At 51.7% G+C, this 18,060-nt stretch carries 14 protein-coding genes and 1 pseudogene; 7 read left to right on the forward strand and 8 right to left on the reverse strand.

Annotation, left to right across the window (positions count from 1 at the left end; translation table 11 throughout):
• Window positions 1–153: 153 nt before the first annotated feature.
• Complete coding sequence (locus tag CKV66_RS11090; protein ID WP_085362696.1) at window positions 154–1,713, reverse strand: surface lipoprotein assembly modifier; 1,560 nt, start codon at window positions 1,711–1,713, stop codon at window positions 154–156.
• Window positions 1,714–1,951: 238 nt separating this feature from the next.
• Between CKV66_RS11090 and CKV66_RS11095 the strand changes: the two genes are divergently transcribed.
• From CKV66_RS11095 to CKV66_RS11105, 3 genes are all read left to right on the forward strand, one after another.
• On the forward strand, window positions 1,952–2,947 hold the full coding sequence (locus CKV66_RS11095; protein WP_157739166.1) for a Slam-dependent surface lipoprotein: 996 nt from the start codon (window positions 1,952–1,954) through the stop codon (window positions 2,945–2,947).
• A gap of 95 nt (window positions 2,948–3,042) precedes the next feature.
• The gene (locus CKV66_RS11100; protein WP_085362694.1) at window positions 3,043–5,484 is read left to right on the forward strand and encodes a TonB-dependent hemoglobin/transferrin/lactoferrin family receptor; all 2,442 of its coding nucleotides are present in this window, start codon (window positions 3,043–3,045) and stop codon (window positions 5,482–5,484) included.
• Between the two features lie 75 nt (window positions 5,485–5,559).
• Window positions 5,560–6,165, forward strand: a complete 606-nt coding sequence (locus CKV66_RS11105) for a biliverdin-producing heme oxygenase (RefSeq protein ID WP_085362896.1) — start codon at window positions 5,560–5,562, stop codon at window positions 6,163–6,165.
• 3 nt (window positions 6,166–6,168) lie between these two features.
• Here the strand turns inward: CKV66_RS11105 and CKV66_RS12815 are convergent.
• From CKV66_RS12815 to CKV66_RS11140, 6 genes and pseudogenes are all read right to left on the reverse strand, one after another.
• Window positions 6,169–6,318 (reverse strand): annotated as a pseudogene (locus CKV66_RS12815) (lipoprotein signal peptidase); the annotation flags it as partial.
• A gap of 264 nt (window positions 6,319–6,582) precedes the next feature.
• Complete coding sequence (locus CKV66_RS11115) at window positions 6,583–7,455, reverse strand: DUF1853 family protein (RefSeq protein WP_085364499.1); 873 nt, start codon at window positions 7,453–7,455, stop codon at window positions 6,583–6,585.
• Window positions 7,456–7,575: 120 nt separating this feature from the next.
• On the reverse strand, window positions 7,576–9,366 hold the full coding sequence (locus CKV66_RS11120; protein WP_085364498.1) for an aminopeptidase P family protein: 1,791 nt from the start codon (window positions 9,364–9,366) through the stop codon (window positions 7,576–7,578).
• Window positions 9,367–9,390: 24 nt separating this feature from the next.
• Window positions 9,391–10,842 (reverse strand): oligopeptide:H+ symporter, encoded by a 1,452-nt coding sequence (locus CKV66_RS11125; protein ID WP_085364497.1) that lies wholly within the window; start codon window positions 10,840–10,842, stop codon window positions 9,391–9,393.
• 437 nt (window positions 10,843–11,279) lie between these two features.
• A complete protein-coding gene (locus tag CKV66_RS11135; protein ID WP_143773824.1) occupies window positions 11,280–11,963 on the reverse strand; it encodes a hypothetical protein in 684 nt (227 codons plus the stop codon).
• 153 nt (window positions 11,964–12,116) lie between these two features.
• Window positions 12,117–12,926 carry an RNA methyltransferase gene (locus CKV66_RS11140; protein WP_095197887.1) on the reverse strand — a complete coding sequence of 270 codons (810 nt, stop codon included), beginning with the start codon at window positions 12,924–12,926 and terminating at the stop codon, window positions 12,117–12,119.
• Between the two features lie 148 nt (window positions 12,927–13,074).
• Between CKV66_RS11140 and CKV66_RS11145 the strand changes: the two genes are divergently transcribed.
• Window positions 13,075–13,863 (forward strand): inositol monophosphatase family protein, encoded by a 789-nt coding sequence (locus CKV66_RS11145; protein WP_054600625.1) that lies wholly within the window; start codon window positions 13,075–13,077, stop codon window positions 13,861–13,863.
• 134 nt (window positions 13,864–13,997) lie between these two features.
• Window positions 13,998–14,837 (forward strand): RnfABCDGE type electron transport complex subunit B, encoded by an 840-nt coding sequence (locus CKV66_RS11150; protein ID WP_095197888.1) that lies wholly within the window; start codon window positions 13,998–14,000, stop codon window positions 14,835–14,837.
• A 312-nt stretch (window positions 14,838–15,149) separates the two neighbouring features.
• Here CKV66_RS11150 and CKV66_RS11155 read toward each other — a convergent pair whose 3' ends face one another.
• Window positions 15,150–15,629, reverse strand: coding sequence for an FKBP-type peptidyl-prolyl cis-trans isomerase (locus CKV66_RS11155; RefSeq protein WP_085357505.1), 480 nt, complete (start codon window positions 15,627–15,629; stop codon window positions 15,150–15,152).
• A 470-nt stretch (window positions 15,630–16,099) separates the two neighbouring features.
• On the opposite strand from CKV66_RS11155, the gene CKV66_RS11160 reads away from it, so the two are divergent.
• Together CKV66_RS11160 and CKV66_RS11165 are read left to right on the forward strand one after the other, a co-directional pair.
• On the forward strand, window positions 16,100–16,405 hold the full coding sequence (locus CKV66_RS11160) for a hypothetical protein (RefSeq protein WP_085364493.1): 306 nt from the start codon (window positions 16,100–16,102) through the stop codon (window positions 16,403–16,405).
• Between the two features lie 199 nt (window positions 16,406–16,604).
• A complete protein-coding gene (locus tag CKV66_RS11165) occupies window positions 16,605–17,978 on the forward strand; it encodes an FAD-binding oxidoreductase (protein ID WP_085364492.1) in 1,374 nt (457 codons plus the stop codon).
• The last annotated feature ends 82 nt before the right edge of the window (window positions 17,979–18,060 follow it).

The following is an 18,060-nucleotide window of genomic DNA, read 5'->3' on the forward strand; positions in this document are numbered from 1 at the left end:
CGACCCGATGGGCAGCACATCGGCAAACCGTTCTGAAATCATGCGCTTGTTTATACCTTGCGATTCAACTTAAACGGTTTTGCCCAAGCCCGAACCATCTTATTCATTTTATAGTAAAACCTTTTTATCTCATTAGATTGGCATCAAACCTTCTTAAAACGCTTTTTCTATCTCCACAAACAAACGGTTGTTTTTGCGCTCCGCCCATTTATGCGTGCTGCGGACACGGCTTTGTTCCCAAGTCAGGCGGGGCATGAATTTGGCTATCGACAGCTTGGGGTGCGCTGCCGAAATGCTGTATAAAGTTTCCTTGTTGCGTTGCTGCTGCCATTGGAAGTCGGCATTCAGCGCACTGCCGCGATAACGGCGGTCGGTGTAAGCAGCTCTCAGTTGCGTGTTCAAGCCGCCCCATTTCGGCCACGTTGCCAACCAGCCGCCGCTCACACCGCGGCGGTTGTTGCCTGCATTGTTAGTTCGCCCGCCGATTAAGTCATTGCTCGGGCGGAAAGTGCCGCCGCTTAAGCCTGCATAAACCGTTTGCGTCGGCGTTAAGCGATAAGCCGCCGAACCGAAAAGGCTGTAATGTTTGCCGTCGTTGCGCTCCGCACGTTCCGGCTCGCGGTAGTGCTGGCGGTAAGCCTCGCCCGACACATGCGCCTGCAAGCGGGGGGTAATCTGCCGGCTTAAGGCCGTCTGAAAACCCGCAGCATGAGCGAGCATATCCATATTGAACGTTTGCTCTTTCTGCGTTTTGCGCTGCCATTCGTCGCTGCCCGCAAGCTGCCATTGGTAAAACGGCAGAATATTGAATGTGGTGCGCGCGCTTTGATATTGCCAGCCCAGATAAGCACGCCCAAACGCATTGTCGTATTGGGATTTTTTGTCGAAATAATAGCTGACGCCGCTCAAATTGCTGCGAAACAGCACATTATGATGGCCTTTAACCGGCGTGTTTTTTTCTACCGAAAGCCGGTAATTCAAGCCCGTTGCACTTTCGGCCTGTTGTTTGACGCAACCCAGCGGCGAACAGTAAGGCGGAGCGGCATCGTTCACATTGTTATCGCGCGTAACGCTAACACCGCCGTTGAAATGCCATTTGTTCGCCTCTTTGCTTTGCTTGCGGTACACCGCGATATTTTCCAGCACGCCCTCCGGCAGCTGCGGCGTGGCGGCGGCTTCGGCGAACAGCCTGTCGGCCTCTTTCCACTGCCTGTCTTCCCATAAAATCGCCGCCGTATCCAGCGTAATGCGCGTATCTTCGGGGTGTGCGTCATGCAGCTTGGTGTAAACCGCCGTTGCCTTCGGATAATCGCCTTTGTAACGCGCAATCATCCCCTCCGCCCGCGCCAGCAAAACGGCATCGGCTTGAGGGTGTTTTCTATACGCAGCAGTGAGCGATTCCAACAAATACGGATCGCCGCTGTTGATCGCCCTCAGCATCAAGTTGTGCAGCAATTCGGGCTGCTTCATTAAATCTTCATTGGTAACGGGCTTGATTGCTTCTTTTTCTGTTTGTTTTGGTAAAGCATGTTCGGAAGGTGTGGCGATTTGTTCCAGCCACACATTTTCCTGCATCCGCACGGCCGGCTGCTCCTGCTTGAGGCCGTCTGAAGCCCTATACGGCAAAGCATCTGCTTGAGAATAAGGGGGAAAAGCAGCAGATATGGAGAAAAATAAAAGGGGCGGGAAAGATAATTTTTTGAAACTGTTCATCGGTATTGTGTAAAAAGATCATAAAAAATGTTTGTAACAAATATTATTTTCAGAGTATATTTCATATAAAAATAAAAACAAATATTATTTACATTCATTATTTTAGTAAAAATAATTCTGTTTATTTTAAATGATGAAACTCTTTAATTAAATGAACGGCATATCTGCCGGATTCAAAACATCCAATCAACGGAGGTAATCCATGAATAACCGGTCTTTCAGACGGCCTTATATCAGTTTGGTTCTGCCCTTTGTCTTAGCGGCGTGCGCAGGCGGCGGAGGCGTAAACGAACCTGAAGTATTTGTAGAACGCCCTACTCTTCAGCCTTTTGATGCCGGTGCTGCCAATGTGAAAAAGCACGCAGATACCGATAATTACTTTACTGTCAGCACCAATGGCGGAGCGGTAGAAAAATATACTGTGACCACAAAGGAAAAATCGAGTTGGAGTGATAGCTACTACGACGTTAACAAAGATGTAACTGTATATAAAACGCCCGACGGCAAATACTATCAGTTTGGTAATTTCAACACGCCAATCGTGCCTGATTACTCTTCTCCGAGTAAGCAGTTCTTGACCTCCCACGAAATGCAAGCAACCGAAGACGGCGGCAAAATCTTTGCCTGCTGCGACAGTTACCATACCGACCGCCCTGCTATTGATATGCGCGGTACTATGTATTACGGCGCATGGATTTCTCCCAAAGGCGAAGCCAGCCTGTTTGCAGGCGGTTCTTTAGCCGATGCTGCCTACATGCAAGGCGGTTCTGAAGCCAAAGGAGCAAAAGGTAAAGCAACTTATGATGTTTGGGGCATTCGCGTCAAAGACGGTAAAGTGGTCAGCTCTTCTTACACACCGAAAAATCCCCACAATGCCGATGCCCCAACAGTGATTTCCCAACTTACGGTGAATTTCAATACCGGCAAATTAGGCGGAGAAATCATTGGCAACAAAGATTTCGGTAGCTCCGTAATCATGAAAGATGTCAATGTAAACGGCAACAAATTCAGCGGAACTGCCACCTCCGGCGAGGCGACAGGCCAAGTGGAAGGTGCATTCTTCGGCGCTCACAGAAAGTCTTATTATTCTGGGGGCATCTCCGAATACGGCGGAAAATCTATAGGCGGCACAGTTAAATTTGATGGCAACAAAGCACTGGATACCGCTTTTGGCGGCACACGCACAGCTATCGATACCGAAACCAAGAGTACCGACTTAACTCCGCTCAAGTAACCATTGAACAAATTGATCGACACAATCTCGTTTTTCAGGCCATTCTAAAAAATCTGAGGCCGTCTGAAAAAACGACTGTTTACAGAAGGTAAAACATGAACAACCCATTCAAACTCACCTTGATGGCTTTATTGGTAGTTAATGCCTTTCCTGCTTATGCGGAAGACGCACCAAAGGAAGAAGTCAATCTTGAAACAGTTGAAGTAAAAGGCAAACGACCAACCTCCAAATTGGGGGAAACAAAAACCCGTCGCACCCAATTGGATGAAAACCTTGTTCAAGACGTGCGCGATTTAGTACGCTACGACCCCGCCGTTTCTGTAGTAGAAGGCGGCCGTGGCAGCACCAATGGTTTCGTTATCCGTGGCGTGGATAAAGACCGCGTAGCCATTAATGTGGACGGTATGGCTCAAGCGGAAAGCCGTTCGTCAGAGGGCTTCCAAGAGTTGTTTGGTGCTTATGGCAACTTCAACGCCAACCGAAATGCTTCGGAGCTGGAAAACGTTTCAGAAGTGAGCATCCGCAAAGGTGCAGATTCGTTGACTTCCGGCAGCGGCGCTTTAGGCGGTGCGGTAGATTACAAAACCAAATCTCCGGCTGATGTGGTTCATGCCGACAAACCCTTATATGTCGGTGTTAAAGGCGGCTATACCGGTCGTAACAGCGAATACATGGGCAGCACCGATTTGGCAGCCTATTTCAAAGGCTTTGATGCACGTTTTGTTTATACCCGCCGCCACGGCCATGAACTGAAAAACAACAGTAAAGGTGAAGACTTTACCCAATACAACAAAAAAGATGGCGTTTATAATCCGTTGAGCAACAACCTCAGCAACTTCGGTTCTTACGGTAAATTCCGCTCCAAACCCGACCCCCAGTCTTACTCTTCTAAAAGCACCCTGTTTAAACTGGGCTACCATTTCAACGATTACAACTATCTGAGCGGCATCTATGAAGATTACCGCCTTGATAGAAAAACCGACGAACTTTCCAACTTATGGGCTGCCGACTGGAAAGGTGAAATCGGGTACGACATTCGCAAAAGAAATGATATTACCTACCTGAAACGCCGGGGTTTGCAATACGAAAACCAGCTTCAGTCAGGGCCGTGGGACAAACTCACACTGAATTACGATAAGCAGAAAATCCAAATGAGTACGCTTACTTGGGATGTACCCACAGACATCACCACAAACGGCATAAACTCAAACCTTTATTATGTTTTCCGCCGTCTGTCACAAGATTCCAAACAACTGCGAGCCAAAGCCGAGAAAAGCATTGAGTTTGACAAATTAAACTGGAATATGACTTATGGCGCCGGCACCAACACCACGGAAAACGCCAACGACAATTACAGCGTTTTTGTGAGGGCTTTTGCACCTAGTTTTGAATCCAGCCGACGCTCCAGCGATGAATTCTTGCTGGAAGCACAGAGCAAAAAACACCATCTTTTCTGGAACAACAGCTTCAATTTTGGTGAAAAATACCGCTTAGGCGCGGGCGTGCGTTATGACTGGATACGCAATAAAACGCTGCCTAACAACCAATTCATTGCTGCCATGAAGCAAAAAGGATTGGATGATGCCAAAGCTAAATTCGGCTCCGCCAGCTACGTTTTGAACTTCGATTGGAAATTTGCACCGGGCTGGACGCTGTTGAGCAAGTATTCAACCGGCTTCCGCGCTCCGACTACCGATGAAATGTGGTTTACTTTCCCGCATCCGGATATGACCGTACTGGCCAATAAAGACTTGAAAGCCGAAAAAGCCCATAACTACGAATTGGGCGTCAGCAATCAAGGCAAATGGGGCAATGTGTTGCTGTCGGGCTTCCACACCCGATACAAAGATTTCATCGACTTCGCATACTTGGGTTTGCGCAACACTGAATTCTGGAACGTTAACGAACAAAAATGGCAACCCCGCCCCTATACCGCTCCAACTTGGCAAAACGTCAACCGTGACAGTGCCACTGTAAACGGTATAGAGCTGAGCGGTAATTGGAAACTTAACAGCATCGGCTTGCCTGAAGGCATGTTTGCCAGCTGGACAGCCAGCTACATCAAAGGTAAAGCCAAACAAGAAGACGGCAGCAAAACGCCTATCAATGCACTGGCACCGTTTGGCGCAGTTGTCGGCATCGGCTACATGCAACCCGAAGACCGCTGGAGCCTGAAAACCAATTTCAGCTACACGGCGCGTAAAAAAGCGGAAGACACCATTCACAACAATGATGATCTGAAAAATCCGTGGCCTTACACCAAGCACAGCAACAACTACTTCTTAGTAGATTTGGTAGGTCATTACCGCTTCGGCAAACATGTAACCTTGCGTGGCGGTGTATTTAATCTGTTTAACAAACGCTACTACACTTGGGACAGCTTACGCAGCATTCGTGAATTCGGCACAGTAAACCGTGTCGATAACTGTAACGGCAGCGACGGCACGCCCCAACACGCCAGTTGTGCCCACCAAGGGATTCAGCGTTTTACCGCTCCGAAACGCAGCTACGGCTTGACATTAGAAGCTAAATTCTGATTGGATAATCTTTTTTCAGACGGCTCAAATGAAGCCGTCTGAAATTGGATTCGAATAATGAAAAAGGAAAACAACATGACAAACGAAGCTCAAACTTTTGCCCAACGTCTGAAAGAAGAAAACCGCACCACCCACGACAGCGTCGATAATTTGGTGATGTCGGTACAACCTTTTGCCAACAACGAAAATTACTCGAAATTTTTGAAGCTGCAATCGGTGTTCCACAAAATCGTCGACGGCATTTACAAAGACGAGAAGCTCAACCGGTCTATTCCGCAACTGGCCGACATGGCCCGTTATGATGCCGTGTTGCAGGATTTGGAAGATTTGAACAGCGAGCCTTACCAATTCTCCGGCGATCTGCCTAAGCCTGAAGGCAACAAGGCCATCGGTTGGCTTTATTGCGCCGAAGGTTCCAACTTGGGAGCGGCATTTTTGTTTAAAGATGCGCAGAAGCTGAGCTTCAATGCGGAAAACGGTGCGCGCCACTTGGCTCCGCATCCAGACGGCCGCGGCCAACACTGGCGTGAGTTTGTGGTGTATCTCAACAATTTGGGCTTGGACAAATCCGCCCAAGACGAGGCGATTCAGGGTGCAAAAGAAGCGTTTGCTTTTTATAAAGTGATTCTGCGCGAAATCTTCGGCCTGCCCGAAGGTGCGGAAGCACCTGCTCAAGTGTAACCAAGGCCGAGATCTTTGCAAAACTCCCAAATGTGGATGCAGTTCAAGGCGTAGCAGCACAGCGAGTGCAGACATATCATATAGATAGGCAAACGAGCGAGCAGCGCACAACGCAGAAATGCGCCGCAGATGGGGGTTTTGCAAAGGTCTCAGGCTGAAAGAGCGGTTTAAAAACCTCGAGGCCGTCTGAAACGATTTTCAGACGGCCTCAAGGTTTTTAGTCAATCAACTTAAGTTGAGTAACAAAATCGTAGGGGCGGATGGCATATCCGCCCCTACAACATTGCAGAGAACAATTTTACTGGTTATATCAAGCCACTTCATTAGAAGCCGTGCCGTTATACTTGATCAAGCCAGAGTACAACGTTTTTGTATTAAATTTAAGCAGATTAACTATACATACCTGCACATACCTGCTCAATCTTCGCGCTGCACTTTCATGATACGTCGGACTTCGTGCCAAAATCCGTCCGGCCGCTGCTCAAGCACGGCGAGTATGCCGCTGCGGATTTTGCGGGTTTCTGTTTCGTTGAATGTTCCTTCGGCACACACTCTGGCGGGGGCAAGCAGACCCAAACGCGGAAGCAGGAAATGGCGGCGCGTAAGGCCGTCTGAAAAGTCGTATTCCGCCCAATCTTCAAGATAAAGGCCGTGCCAGCCGTAGGGGTTTAACGGGGCTTCGTCTGCCGCCTGCGGTTGGGATGAGAAGCCGTTGCCGCGCACAATCGAAACGCTGCGTAGTTCTTGGGGATTGAGCTTCAGGCCGTTCAATACTTTCCGCCCTTCTTCACTCTCCAGCAGGCGCAGCTGCTGCGACAGTTTGGCGGCTTTGTGCATCAGCGTGTCTTGATTATCCAATCCGACCATTTTAGACGGCCTTCCCGAACGGCAGCCGTAAAATTTGCAGGTCAATTCGATGTGGTAGGGTTTGCCGTTGAGCGTGGCGATAAAATCGGCGGCTCCGCTTGTTTGCCCCGCGGCATTTTTAACGGTTAGGTTTTGCCCGAGCAAAGAGGCATGGGGTGCGGTTTCAAGCCAGAATGCCAGCAGGTGTTCGGCATAAAATCCGAGGCGGCCGGCAAATGGTTTTTTATGGTACAAAGCTTCGTGGAGCTGCGTGGGATAATCGTTGAGATCAAGCAGATAGCGGAATCCCGTTTCGCCAAGCAGCTCGCTTACGGGCAGCTCGCAACCGCTCAACCACAAGGGGGGTGCGGTAAGAACGGCGGCCAAATCGCGCACATGCGGGTCGGTGAGCCGCCACCAAAGGGCATCGAGTGCATAATTCATAGTGTGTGTTTTGATGTATGAGTCTGCAAAAGATTATGCAGGCCGTCTGAAAAAGTTATGTTGCAATGTGCGGCACCTGCCAAGCAGTCAACCGCAGGTTATCGTTTGAACGCGCGGTGATTAAACAGGCTGTGTGCGTTCTTCCAGCCATGATTTGGCCGCACCTTCCACCAGCGGCAACAGTTTTTCGCGCACTTGGGCGTGATAGCCGTTGACCCATTTGATTTCGTTTGCCGACATCATGGCAATGTCCATCAGGCGGGTGTCTATCGGGCAGAGGGTAACGGTTTCGAAGCATAAGAATTTGCCGAACGCGGTTTCTTCAGGCTGTGCAACGGGGCGGTTGATCACCAGATTTTCAATGCGAATGCCCCACTTGCCGGGGCGGTACAAACCCGGTTCGTTCGAAGTAAACATGCCTGCTTTCATGGCGTGGTTGGGATTGGTAGCGGCGTGATAGGAAATCACTTGCGGCCCTTCGTGCACATTCAGAAAGTAGCCGACGCCGTGGCCGGTGCCGTGGCCGTAGTCGCATTGGGCTTTCCACATGGGTGCGCGGCAGACGGCATCGAGCATCGGCGCGGCAATGTTTTCGGGAAACACGGCTTCGGCCAGCGCGATATGGGCTTTCAACACCAGCGTAAAGTCGCGTTTTTGCTCGGCGCTTGGCATGCCGATGGGAATCACGCGGGTAATGTCGGTGGTGCCGTTTTCATACTGGCCGCCCGAATCAATCAGCAGCAGGCCGTTGCCTTCAATCAGGCTGTACGCTTCGGGCGTGGCGCTGTAATGCGGCAACGCACCGTTGGCGTTGTAACCGGCAATGGTGCCGAAGCTGTGCGAAATGAAGTGCGGACGGCGGCTGCGGTGCGCCAGCAGCATGGTGTCGATATCCAGCTCGGACACGGTTTCGCCGTCGGCCAGTTTTTGTTCCAACTCGGCAAAAAACCCGCACAACGCCGCGCCGTCCTGCCGCATAGCTTCGCGAATGTGGGCAATGTCGGCATCTGACTTGATGGATTTAAACAAAGTGCTCGGGTTGATGCTTTCCAGCAGTTTCACGTTATCGGGCAGCTTCTGCAGGGTACTCACGGCGGTTTTGGCCGGATCAATCAACAGCGCGCCTGAAACGGCGGCCAAGGCATCGGCGGCGGTGTGATAATCGGCGGTGCTGATGCCTGCTGTTTTCAAGCATTGGGCAGACTCTTCGCTCAAGCCGTTTTGATTCACAAACAGCGTGGCGGTGTCCGCGCCGATCAACAGATAAGACAGAAACACGGGGTTATAAGACACATCGCTGCCGCGCAGATTGGTCAGCCACGCGATATCGTCGAGCGAAGAAATCAGGTGGTAATCCGCACCTTTTTCTTTCACGGCCGCCCGCACGCGTGCCAGTTTTTGTGCGGCGGTTTCGCTCACAAATTCGGCCTTGTGCGGATAAATCTCGCTCGAAGGCAACGCTGGGCGGCCTGCCCACAAACCGCCCAGCAAATCGCTTTGATGGTTCAGGCGGATATTTTTTGATGCAAAGGCCGTCTGAAGCTGGCGTTGCGCGGCCAGCGACAACATATCGGCCGCCACGCCTACTTGCGCATTCTCCGGCAGGGTTTCCGCCAAATCTTCAACATGCGTTTTACCGAAACCGAGTTTTTTCAATTCGATGCCGCTGCCCGCAAGCTGCTTTTCCGCCTGCTCCCAATAACGGCTGTCGGCCCACAAATCGGCGCTGTCGGCCTTAACCACCAACGTGCCCACCGAGCCGGTAAAACCCGAAACATACACCCTGCCCTGCCAATGTTCGGGCAAGTATTCCGAAAGGTGCGGATCGGCCGAAGGGATAATCCAAGCGTCGAATCCGTGTTCGCGCATACTGTCGCGCAGCGCGGCCAAACGTTGTGAAGGAGTATTCATGATAGGTTTTCCTTATGCAAAAACTTAATCCACGCCTTTGAGCAGGCGGTTCAACACCGGCACGAGCGCGAGCAGCACCACGCCCGTTATCAAACCCGTCGTACCGATCAAGCGATAAAAACCTGCGGCGTTTTCAGCAATAAAATATTGTTTAAATATCAGGCCGCCCAAAGTAAATCCGAGCGACAAGCCCAAAAAGTTCAATGCGACCATTTGCGTTTTAAAGTGTGACGGCGCAATTTTGGTGGCAAACGACAGCGAAATCGGCGACAGCAGCAATTCGGCAATGGTAATACCCAACACCACCAGCGCAAACACCATCAAAGGCATCACCGCGCCCGAAGCAATAAACGGCACGAAACACCAATACGAAGCGCCGAGCACAATCACCGCCAACGCGAATTTCAACGGCGTTTTGGGCTGCTTTTCACCCATTTTCGTCCACATCGCCGCCATCAAGCCCGAAAACACCACCACCCAAAAACTTTGCAGCGAATCTTTCCACGACACGGGAATCGTAAAGCTGCCGACCGAGCGGTTGATGGTTTCGTCAAAATACACCGTTACCGAAGTAAACACTTGGAACCACAGCGCCCAAAAAATGCAGATAACCAAAAACAGAGGCACATAAGCCGTGATGTAGCGTTTGTTTTGCGCCTCCACCGACGGGCTGAGCAGCAAACGCGCAAAATACACCACCGTAGCCGCGATGACCGTAGCCAGCAGCACCTTAGAAAAATTGTCCAGATTCAGCCAACCCAGCGCCACCGATACCGCAATCGCTCCGGCAAACACCGCCGCCGCCAAACCCGCCGTCTTGCCCTGCCCCTGCGGCAAAGGAAAAGGTGCGGGCGTATGCGGCAAAAACTTTCTGCCGCGCGCGTATTGCCACAAACCGAAAGCCATACCCACCGCCGCCGCACCGAAGCCGTAGTGGAAGCCGATGTTGTTTTGCAGCAGGCCGGTAATCAGCGGGCCTAAAAAACCGCCGATATTGATCGAAATATAAAAAATCGAGAATCCGGCATCACGCAGCGGGCGCAGTTCTTCACTTTCATAGAGAGAACCGACCATCGAACTGGCCGACGCTTTCACACCGCCGCTGCCCAATGCAATCATCACCAAGCCGCACAGCAAACCGGCAAAGCCCGGAATCACCGCCAAAGCGATATGGCCGCCCATCACCAAAATGCCCGAATAAAACAGCGTTCTTTCCGCGCCCCACAAGCGGTCGGCCAGCCAGCCACCCAAAATCGTCGACAGATACACGCTGCCGCCATACGCGCCGACAATGCCGCCGGCCACCGATTTATCCATACCCAAGCCGCCTTGAGTGGTTTGGTAATACAGATAAATCAGCAGGATGCCCTGCATTCCGTAAAACGAAAACCGCTCCCACAGTTCGATATGGAACAAGGTCGAAAGCTGCCACGGGTGGCCGAAGAATTTTTTATCTGCTGCAACCTGTTTTTTCATGATTTTCTCCTCTCAAAACCATCATGCACGGCATATTCTTGGCAGAAACCGTTGGATACGGATATTTTTCTTTTTATATCATGCCCCCGTTTTAACACTTTCACCCACGGCCTGCAATACACAGCAGGCTGCGAACCGCCGTGCAGCAGCCCCAACCGTTTGCTTTTTAAATGTCCGCTTCAACGTGTGGATATATTTAAAGAGGCCGTCTGAAAATATTTTCAGACGGCCTGAGACCTTTGCAAAACCCTCAGATGCGGATTCAGTTCAAGGCGTAGCAGCACAGCGAGTGCAGACATATCATATGTTAGATAGACAAACGAGCGAGCAGCGCGCAACGCAGAAATGCGCCGCAGATGGGGGGTTTTGCAAAGGTCTCGGCCTTTCAGCTTAAATCTAACCCAAAGAGCTATTTATTTTCCGCAACACCAAACACATCACCGTATTACCTTCAAGCCGCCACTTGCTTTAATGCCGAGCAAGGCCGCCGGATATACCGTTACCGCGCCCACTGCATCGGCAGCCACCGCCGCCGGTGTCAGCAACACTTTGCCGATGGTGCGCGCCACACCGCCGCGCGGGCGGCGCTCCAGCTTGAACAACTCCACCGGCACTGCTTCCTCGAAGCGGTAATCCACGGCAACCTGCTTCGGGCTGCGGTAAAGATAACCTTGCACCACAAAACAACGCTCATACTCGCCCCCTTTGCGCTGATAAAACTCCAGCGCTTCCAGCTTGTCTTTCGCCGCTGCATCCGCCGGATACCGAAGGCAAAAATCGCTGCTGAATTCGTTGTCGTCCAAACCTCGCACCATCACGCGCAGGGCGGAAATTTCTTTGCCGTCGCTGTCAAACGTGTGAAAACGCGCAGGCAGGCCGGCGTTAAGCACCGCACGCAAATCTTCAGCTTTCGTGCCGGGAACCACATACCAGTATTGCTCGCCCATCATCGCCAAATCGCCCGGACTCAACTGCCCGCGCGCCGTCTCGTTCGCCACGCCGAAAGCATGAATGCGGTCCGTGCCTACCGCCTGCTGAACCGCCTTGCTGTCATCGCCCCACAGCATGGCCGTGCAACCCGACAACCACAACGCCAACCCTATTAACAACACTCGTTTCATATCTCTACTCCGATTGCAAAACATTTTGTAAACAGTGCTTCCCTACCGCCTTGCCCATGCACATCAGCAGCACAGCAAAGGCACGGATAAACCTACCTAATAATAAACATTGATATTGAGGCCGTCTGAACACTTTTCAGACGGCCTCAACGATTAATCTTTCAAATTGCGTTTCACGGTATTCAAAAAGCCGCGCAGGATATCGATGTCTTCGGTTTGCGTATCCGCCCGCATAAACAGATTCTGCATACGGCGCATCAGACGTTCGCTGTTGCGGCGGTTGAAAAAGCCGATGTCGTTCATCACGCTTTCCATATGGCCGACCATGCCGGCAATCTGTTCGTGGGTGGCCGGTCGGGTTTCCTGCTCTAAATGCGTCATCGGCATGTCGGTTTGGCTGAACAGCTCGTAACACACCACCTGCACGGCTTGCGCGAGGTTGAGCGAGAAATAGTCGGGGTTGCCGTTGATGGTCATCAGGCGGTTGCAGTTTTGTACTTCTTCGATGCTCAGGCCGAAGGTTTCATTGCCGAACACCAGCGCAACCTGTCGGCCGTCTGAAGCGGCTTGCAGCAATTCGGGCACGAGCTGGCGCGGTGTTTGCAGCGGCGCGGTCAGCTCGCGTTTGCGGCTGGTTAAGGCGCAGCTCAGGGTGGTGTGTGCCAACGCTTCGTCGAGCGTGGCCGCGATACGGGCGTTTTCCAACACGTCCGCCGCACCGGATGCCAGCACGAAGCTCTCTTCGGGCAGTTTGAAATCCTGCGGCTTGGCGGCATCGAACAGCGGCGGGTTTTCGGTCATCGGCGTGGCAATCAGCTGCGGCGCAACCAAAGTCAAACGGTGCAGCCCCATGGTTTTCATGGCACGGGCGGCGGAACCGATATTGGCGGGGTGGCTGGTGCGGGCGAGCACGATATGGATATTGTCGAGATAAGCGGGAACGGCGGGCTTGGGATTCATCATGTTTTATTTTCGGAACAGGGGTATAATGTGCGCCTGAATATTTTTCAGACGGCCTCAAGGCCGTCTGAATGCTCTTTAACAACATTGGAAACAGCGTAAACGCAGCGTTTTACGTTTTGCCTTATTGTACCCGATTAGAAAGAATGCCATGAACCCGATTTTAAACACCGCCCTCAAAGCCGCGCGCAAAGCAGGCGATATGATGATCCGCGCGTCGCGCAATCTCGATGCCGTTAAAACCGACAGCAAAGCGTTTAACGATTTTGTTTCCGATGTTGACCGCACCGCCGAAGCCATTTTGGTCGACGCGCTCAAAGAAGCCTATCCCCATCACAAAATCACCGCCGAAGAAGGCGGATCGCAAGGCAAATCCACTGCCGAATACGAGTGGATTATCGACCCGCTCGACGGCACCACCAACTACCTGCACGGCCATCCCCAATATGCCATCTCTATGGCTCTGCTGCACAAAGGCGTGTTGCAGGAAGCATTGGTATACGCGCCCGAACGCAACGATTTATACATGGCTTCGCGCGGCAAAGGCGCATTGCTGAACGACCGCCGCATCCGCGTTTCTTCCCGCATCGAACTCAACCGCTGCTTAATCGGCACCGGCTTTCCGGTTGTCGACCAAAGCATGATGGACACCTATCTCGCCATTCTGAAAGACTTCTTAGCCAAAACCGCCGGCGGCCGCCGCGAAGGCTCCGCCGCGCTCGACCTGTGCGCCGTAGCCTGCGGACGCTTGGACGGCTTTTTCGAGTTCAACCTCAAACCGTGGGACATCGCCGCCGGTGCGTTGTTGGTACAGGAAGCAGGCGGCATCGTAACCGACATGCAGGGCAACGAAAGCTGGCTGGAAAGCGGCGACATCGTGGCCGGCAACCCGAAAGTGTTGGGCCAAATGCTGCAAATCATCGCGCCGCATGTGAAATAAGGCAGCCCCGGATATCAGGCCGTCTGAAAATATTGGTTCAGACGGCCTGAAACATTCGGCAAGCAAAGCCCGCCAAAAACCGATAAACTAATGAATATCAAACACATAAAACAAACCATCCGAAGCCGACTGCCATGAACCTCGTCCAACGCCTCGACCAAATCCTGCCGCAAACCCAATGCAGAGAATGCGGCTACCAAGGCTGCCTGCCCTATGCGGAAGCATTGGCCGACGGTTCAGCCAACATCAACCTGTGCGCACCCGGCGGCGAAACCGTGATGCTCGACATTTCCGCCCTGCTTGGCAAACCGCCCGCCGCACCGGCCAAAATCCAAGAAAAAGCACTCGCTTGGATAGACGAATCCGTGTGCATAGGCTGCACCGCCTGCATCCGCGCCTGCCCCGTCGACGCCATCATGGGCGCATCCAAACGCATGCACACCGTCATCAGCAGCGAATGCACCGGCTGCGGCCTCTGCGTCGCCCCCTGCCCCGTCGACTGCATCTACATGCAGCCCGTCGAAGCCGACCATCTGCCCCAAGCCCGTTTCCTGAGCAGCCACAGCGAAGCCCGCTTTGCCGCCGCCGAACACGCCCGCGAGCGTTACCATTGGCACGAAACCCGCAAAACACGCGACCAAGAAGAAAAACGCGCCTATCTCGCCGAACGTGAAGCCGCCGTCAAAAAAGCGCAGCAGCAAACCCAAGCCCCCGCCGCGGCCAAACCCTCCATCAACCCCGCCGACCTGATCGCCCAAGCCATGGCACGCGCCCAAGCACAACAAGCCCAGCGCGTCGTCCCCGCCAACCGCGAAGCCTACCAAGCCCAACAGCTTGCCGAAGCCCAAGAGCGCGCCACCTACCGCCGCGCACAAAGAGACCTACAATACGGCACCGAAGAAGAAAAAGCCGCCGCGTTGGCCTACTTGCGCAAATACAAAGCAGAACAAGAAGCAAAAGCCCAGAAAACCTAATGGTGCCGTTTGGCTAATTATTTCCGCACGCCGCAACTAAGCTTTTCAGACGGCCAAAAGCGTTTCCAACGCCAAAACTGCTAAGCCTTAAAATCTCTTGCAGTAAACACTCCATTTATATGGCAGACATTCACTACATAACTTGAAAAACAAACAGGCCGTCTGAAAAACATTTTCAGACGGCCTGTTGCCTTAAGGCCTTGCCAAATGCACCCGCTTTCAACATGCCGCTCTTGCTGCAACGGCAAGCCATAAAAAATCCTCGACCTCCAAAGAGATCAGGGATTTCTCTATTTATTTCATCAATACAGCTTAGTGATGATGGCCGTGTTCGCCATGCACATGGCCGTGTTCGATTTCTTCCTGTTCCGCATCGCGCACGCTTTCAACCGTGGCTTTGAAACGGATTTTCATGCCGGCCAACGGGTGGTTGCCATCCACCACAGCTTTACCGTCGGCAACATCGGTTACACGGTAAACCCACACATCACCGGTTTCAGGATCGTCGGCTTCAAACATCATGCCCACTTCCACGTCAACCGGGAAAACGCTCACATCTTCAATGCGCACCAGCTCCGGATCTTGTTCGCCGAAAGCATCATCGGGAGAAAGAACGACATCCACGACATCGCCCACTTCTTTACCGTGCAACGCTTCTTCAACCAAAGGGAAAATACCGTCGTAACCGCCGTGCAGATAAACAATCGGCTGTTCGGTTTTATCAAGAAGTTGGTCGTTCGCATCAAACATTTCATAATGAAGCGAAACAACAGAATTTTTTTGGATGGCCATGCCGTGAAGTCCTTGTAGTTTTAAAAATGTGAATGGATTTTAACACAGTAACGCCCATTCCGATTCAGCACAAGTAGGCTATTTTAAATAAAAAATCAATCAAACAACGCTTTTTATTCCATATACATGTTGCTTTTTTACTACTCAACAATAAAAATAGCAAAAAAATGCGTAATATCCCTGTAAATAATTTTTATTGTTATAAAACGGATTAAAATTTTGAAATTTCAATGCAAAATTAAATTTTCTTACACAAATCAAGCAAAAAATTGCAACTGCGATTGAACTAATACGCACACTCAGATGACTAAGCATCCATATTCTTGCCGAACATTATAGCCGGTTACATTGCATTGGCTTTGAGGGTCGGGCATAATTGGCAAAATTCAGCAATGAATTTCTAAATCAAAAATGGGCTTAAACCCATATTGAATGATTATTTTTTTAAGTCGATTTAAAAGGTATTTAAAATGAAAAAATCTCTGTTTGCCGCTGCTTTGATGTCTTTGTTCCTGGCTGCTTGCGGTGGTGCTAACGACAAAGCCCAAGACGCTGCTGCCAAAGCTTCTGAAGCTGTATCTGAAGCTGCAACTGCTGCTACCGAAGCTGCCTCTGAAGCCAAAGAAGCTGCTGTTGAAGCTGCTTCTGATGCTAAAGAAGCCGTTGCCGAAGGCGCTAAAGATGCTTCTCAAGCTGTTGCCGAAGCTGCTTCTGCTGCTCAAGCTGCTGACACTGCTTCTGCCGCTGCCTCAGCTGCTGATTCTGCTGCCAAATAATTCTATTTGCAGAATAGATAACCAAAAGCAGGATACATCCGTATCCTGCTTTTGGCATTTTACTGTCTGTATTTACTGTTTTCCTTATCACGTCTCGTTGCTTTTTCTCAAAAACCAAATCGCTTCAGCTTCTTTACTATCCTTACGATTCCTTTTAGCATAAACGTCTGACACTTTTTCAGACGGCCTCTTCCCCATCATGACACCCCAAGCCATCAAACAAGCTCTTCTTTCCGTACTTTCTCCAGCCGAAATCGTGGAAGACGGCACGGCATTGCTCACCGATCAACGCCGCCGCTATACCGGCTCTGCCGATATTATCGTCCAGCCAGCCAGCGTCGCTTCGGTTCAGGCCGTGATGCGCTTTTGCTTCGAACACCGTATTCTCGTCACGCCACAAGGCGGGAATACGGGCTTGTGCGGTGCGGCTGTGTCTGACGGGGGCGTATTGCTGAATCTTTCCAAACTCAACCGCATCCGCCATATCGAGTTGGCCGACAATGCGATCACGGTAGATGCCGGTGCGGTTTTGCAGCATGTTCAAGAAGCGGCGGCGGCGGCGGGCAGATTGTTCCCCCTGAGCTTGGCCAGTGAAGGTTCTTGCCAGATCGGCGGCAACATCGCCTGCAATGCGGGCGGACTGAACGTTTTGCGCTACGGCACGATGCGCGATTTAGTATTGGGCTTGGAAGTGGTATTGCCCAACGGCGAGTTGGTATCGCATCTGTACCCTTTGCACAAAAACACCACCGGCTACGATTTGCGCCATTTGTTTATCGGCAGCGAAGGCACTTTGGGCATCATCACCGGCGCCACGCTCAAGCTGTTTGCGCAAGCTGAAACCGTCGAAACCGCTTGGGTGGGCGTGGAATCGATTGAACAGGCTGTGGCATTACTAACCGCCGTTCAAGGCAGATTTGCCGAACGCCTGTGCAGTTTTGAGTTGGTTAGCGGCTATGCTTTGAACTTATCTTCCGAGTTCAGCCGCCTCGGCAAGCCGGTTGAAGCTCCGTGGCATGTTTTGCTGGAACTCACCGATTCCGTCCGCCACGACGGTTTGATTGATTTACTGGCAGAATTTCTGATGGAACAAGGCTTTGAAAACGCCGTGATTGCCCATTCGGAAAGCGAGCGCAACGAACTGTGGACGCTGCGTGAAAACATTTCCGCCTCCCAGCGCAACTTGGGCGCGAGCATCAAGCACGATATTGCGGTGCCGATTGCGCACGTTGCCGATTTCGTATCGCGCTGCGGTCAAGCACTTCAGACGGCCTTTGCCGATATTCAAATTGTGGTGTTCGGGCATTTGGGCGACGGCAGCCTGCATTACAACACCTTCCTGCCGCAAGTGTTGAGCAATGAAGTGTACGAATACGAAGATGCCGTAAACACCATCGTGTACGAAAACGTGCTGGCTTGCCACGGCACGATTGCGGCGGAGCACGGCATCGGACAAGTTAAAAACCATTGGCTGCCGAGCGTGCGCAGCAGCGCCGAAATCGCCCTGATGCGCGCCATCAAAGCCGAACTCGACCCTCACGGCATCATGAACCCCGGCAAGCTGCTGCCTTAGTTTCGCCCAAACCCTAACCAAACACTGATCCGCAACGATTGAAACCGACACGGCGGCTTACCTATCCTTCGCAAGAGGCCGT

The organism is Neisseria zoodegmatis, from assembly GCF_900187305.1.
GTDB lineage: Bacteria > Pseudomonadota > Gammaproteobacteria > Burkholderiales > Neisseriaceae > Neisseria > Neisseria zoodegmatis.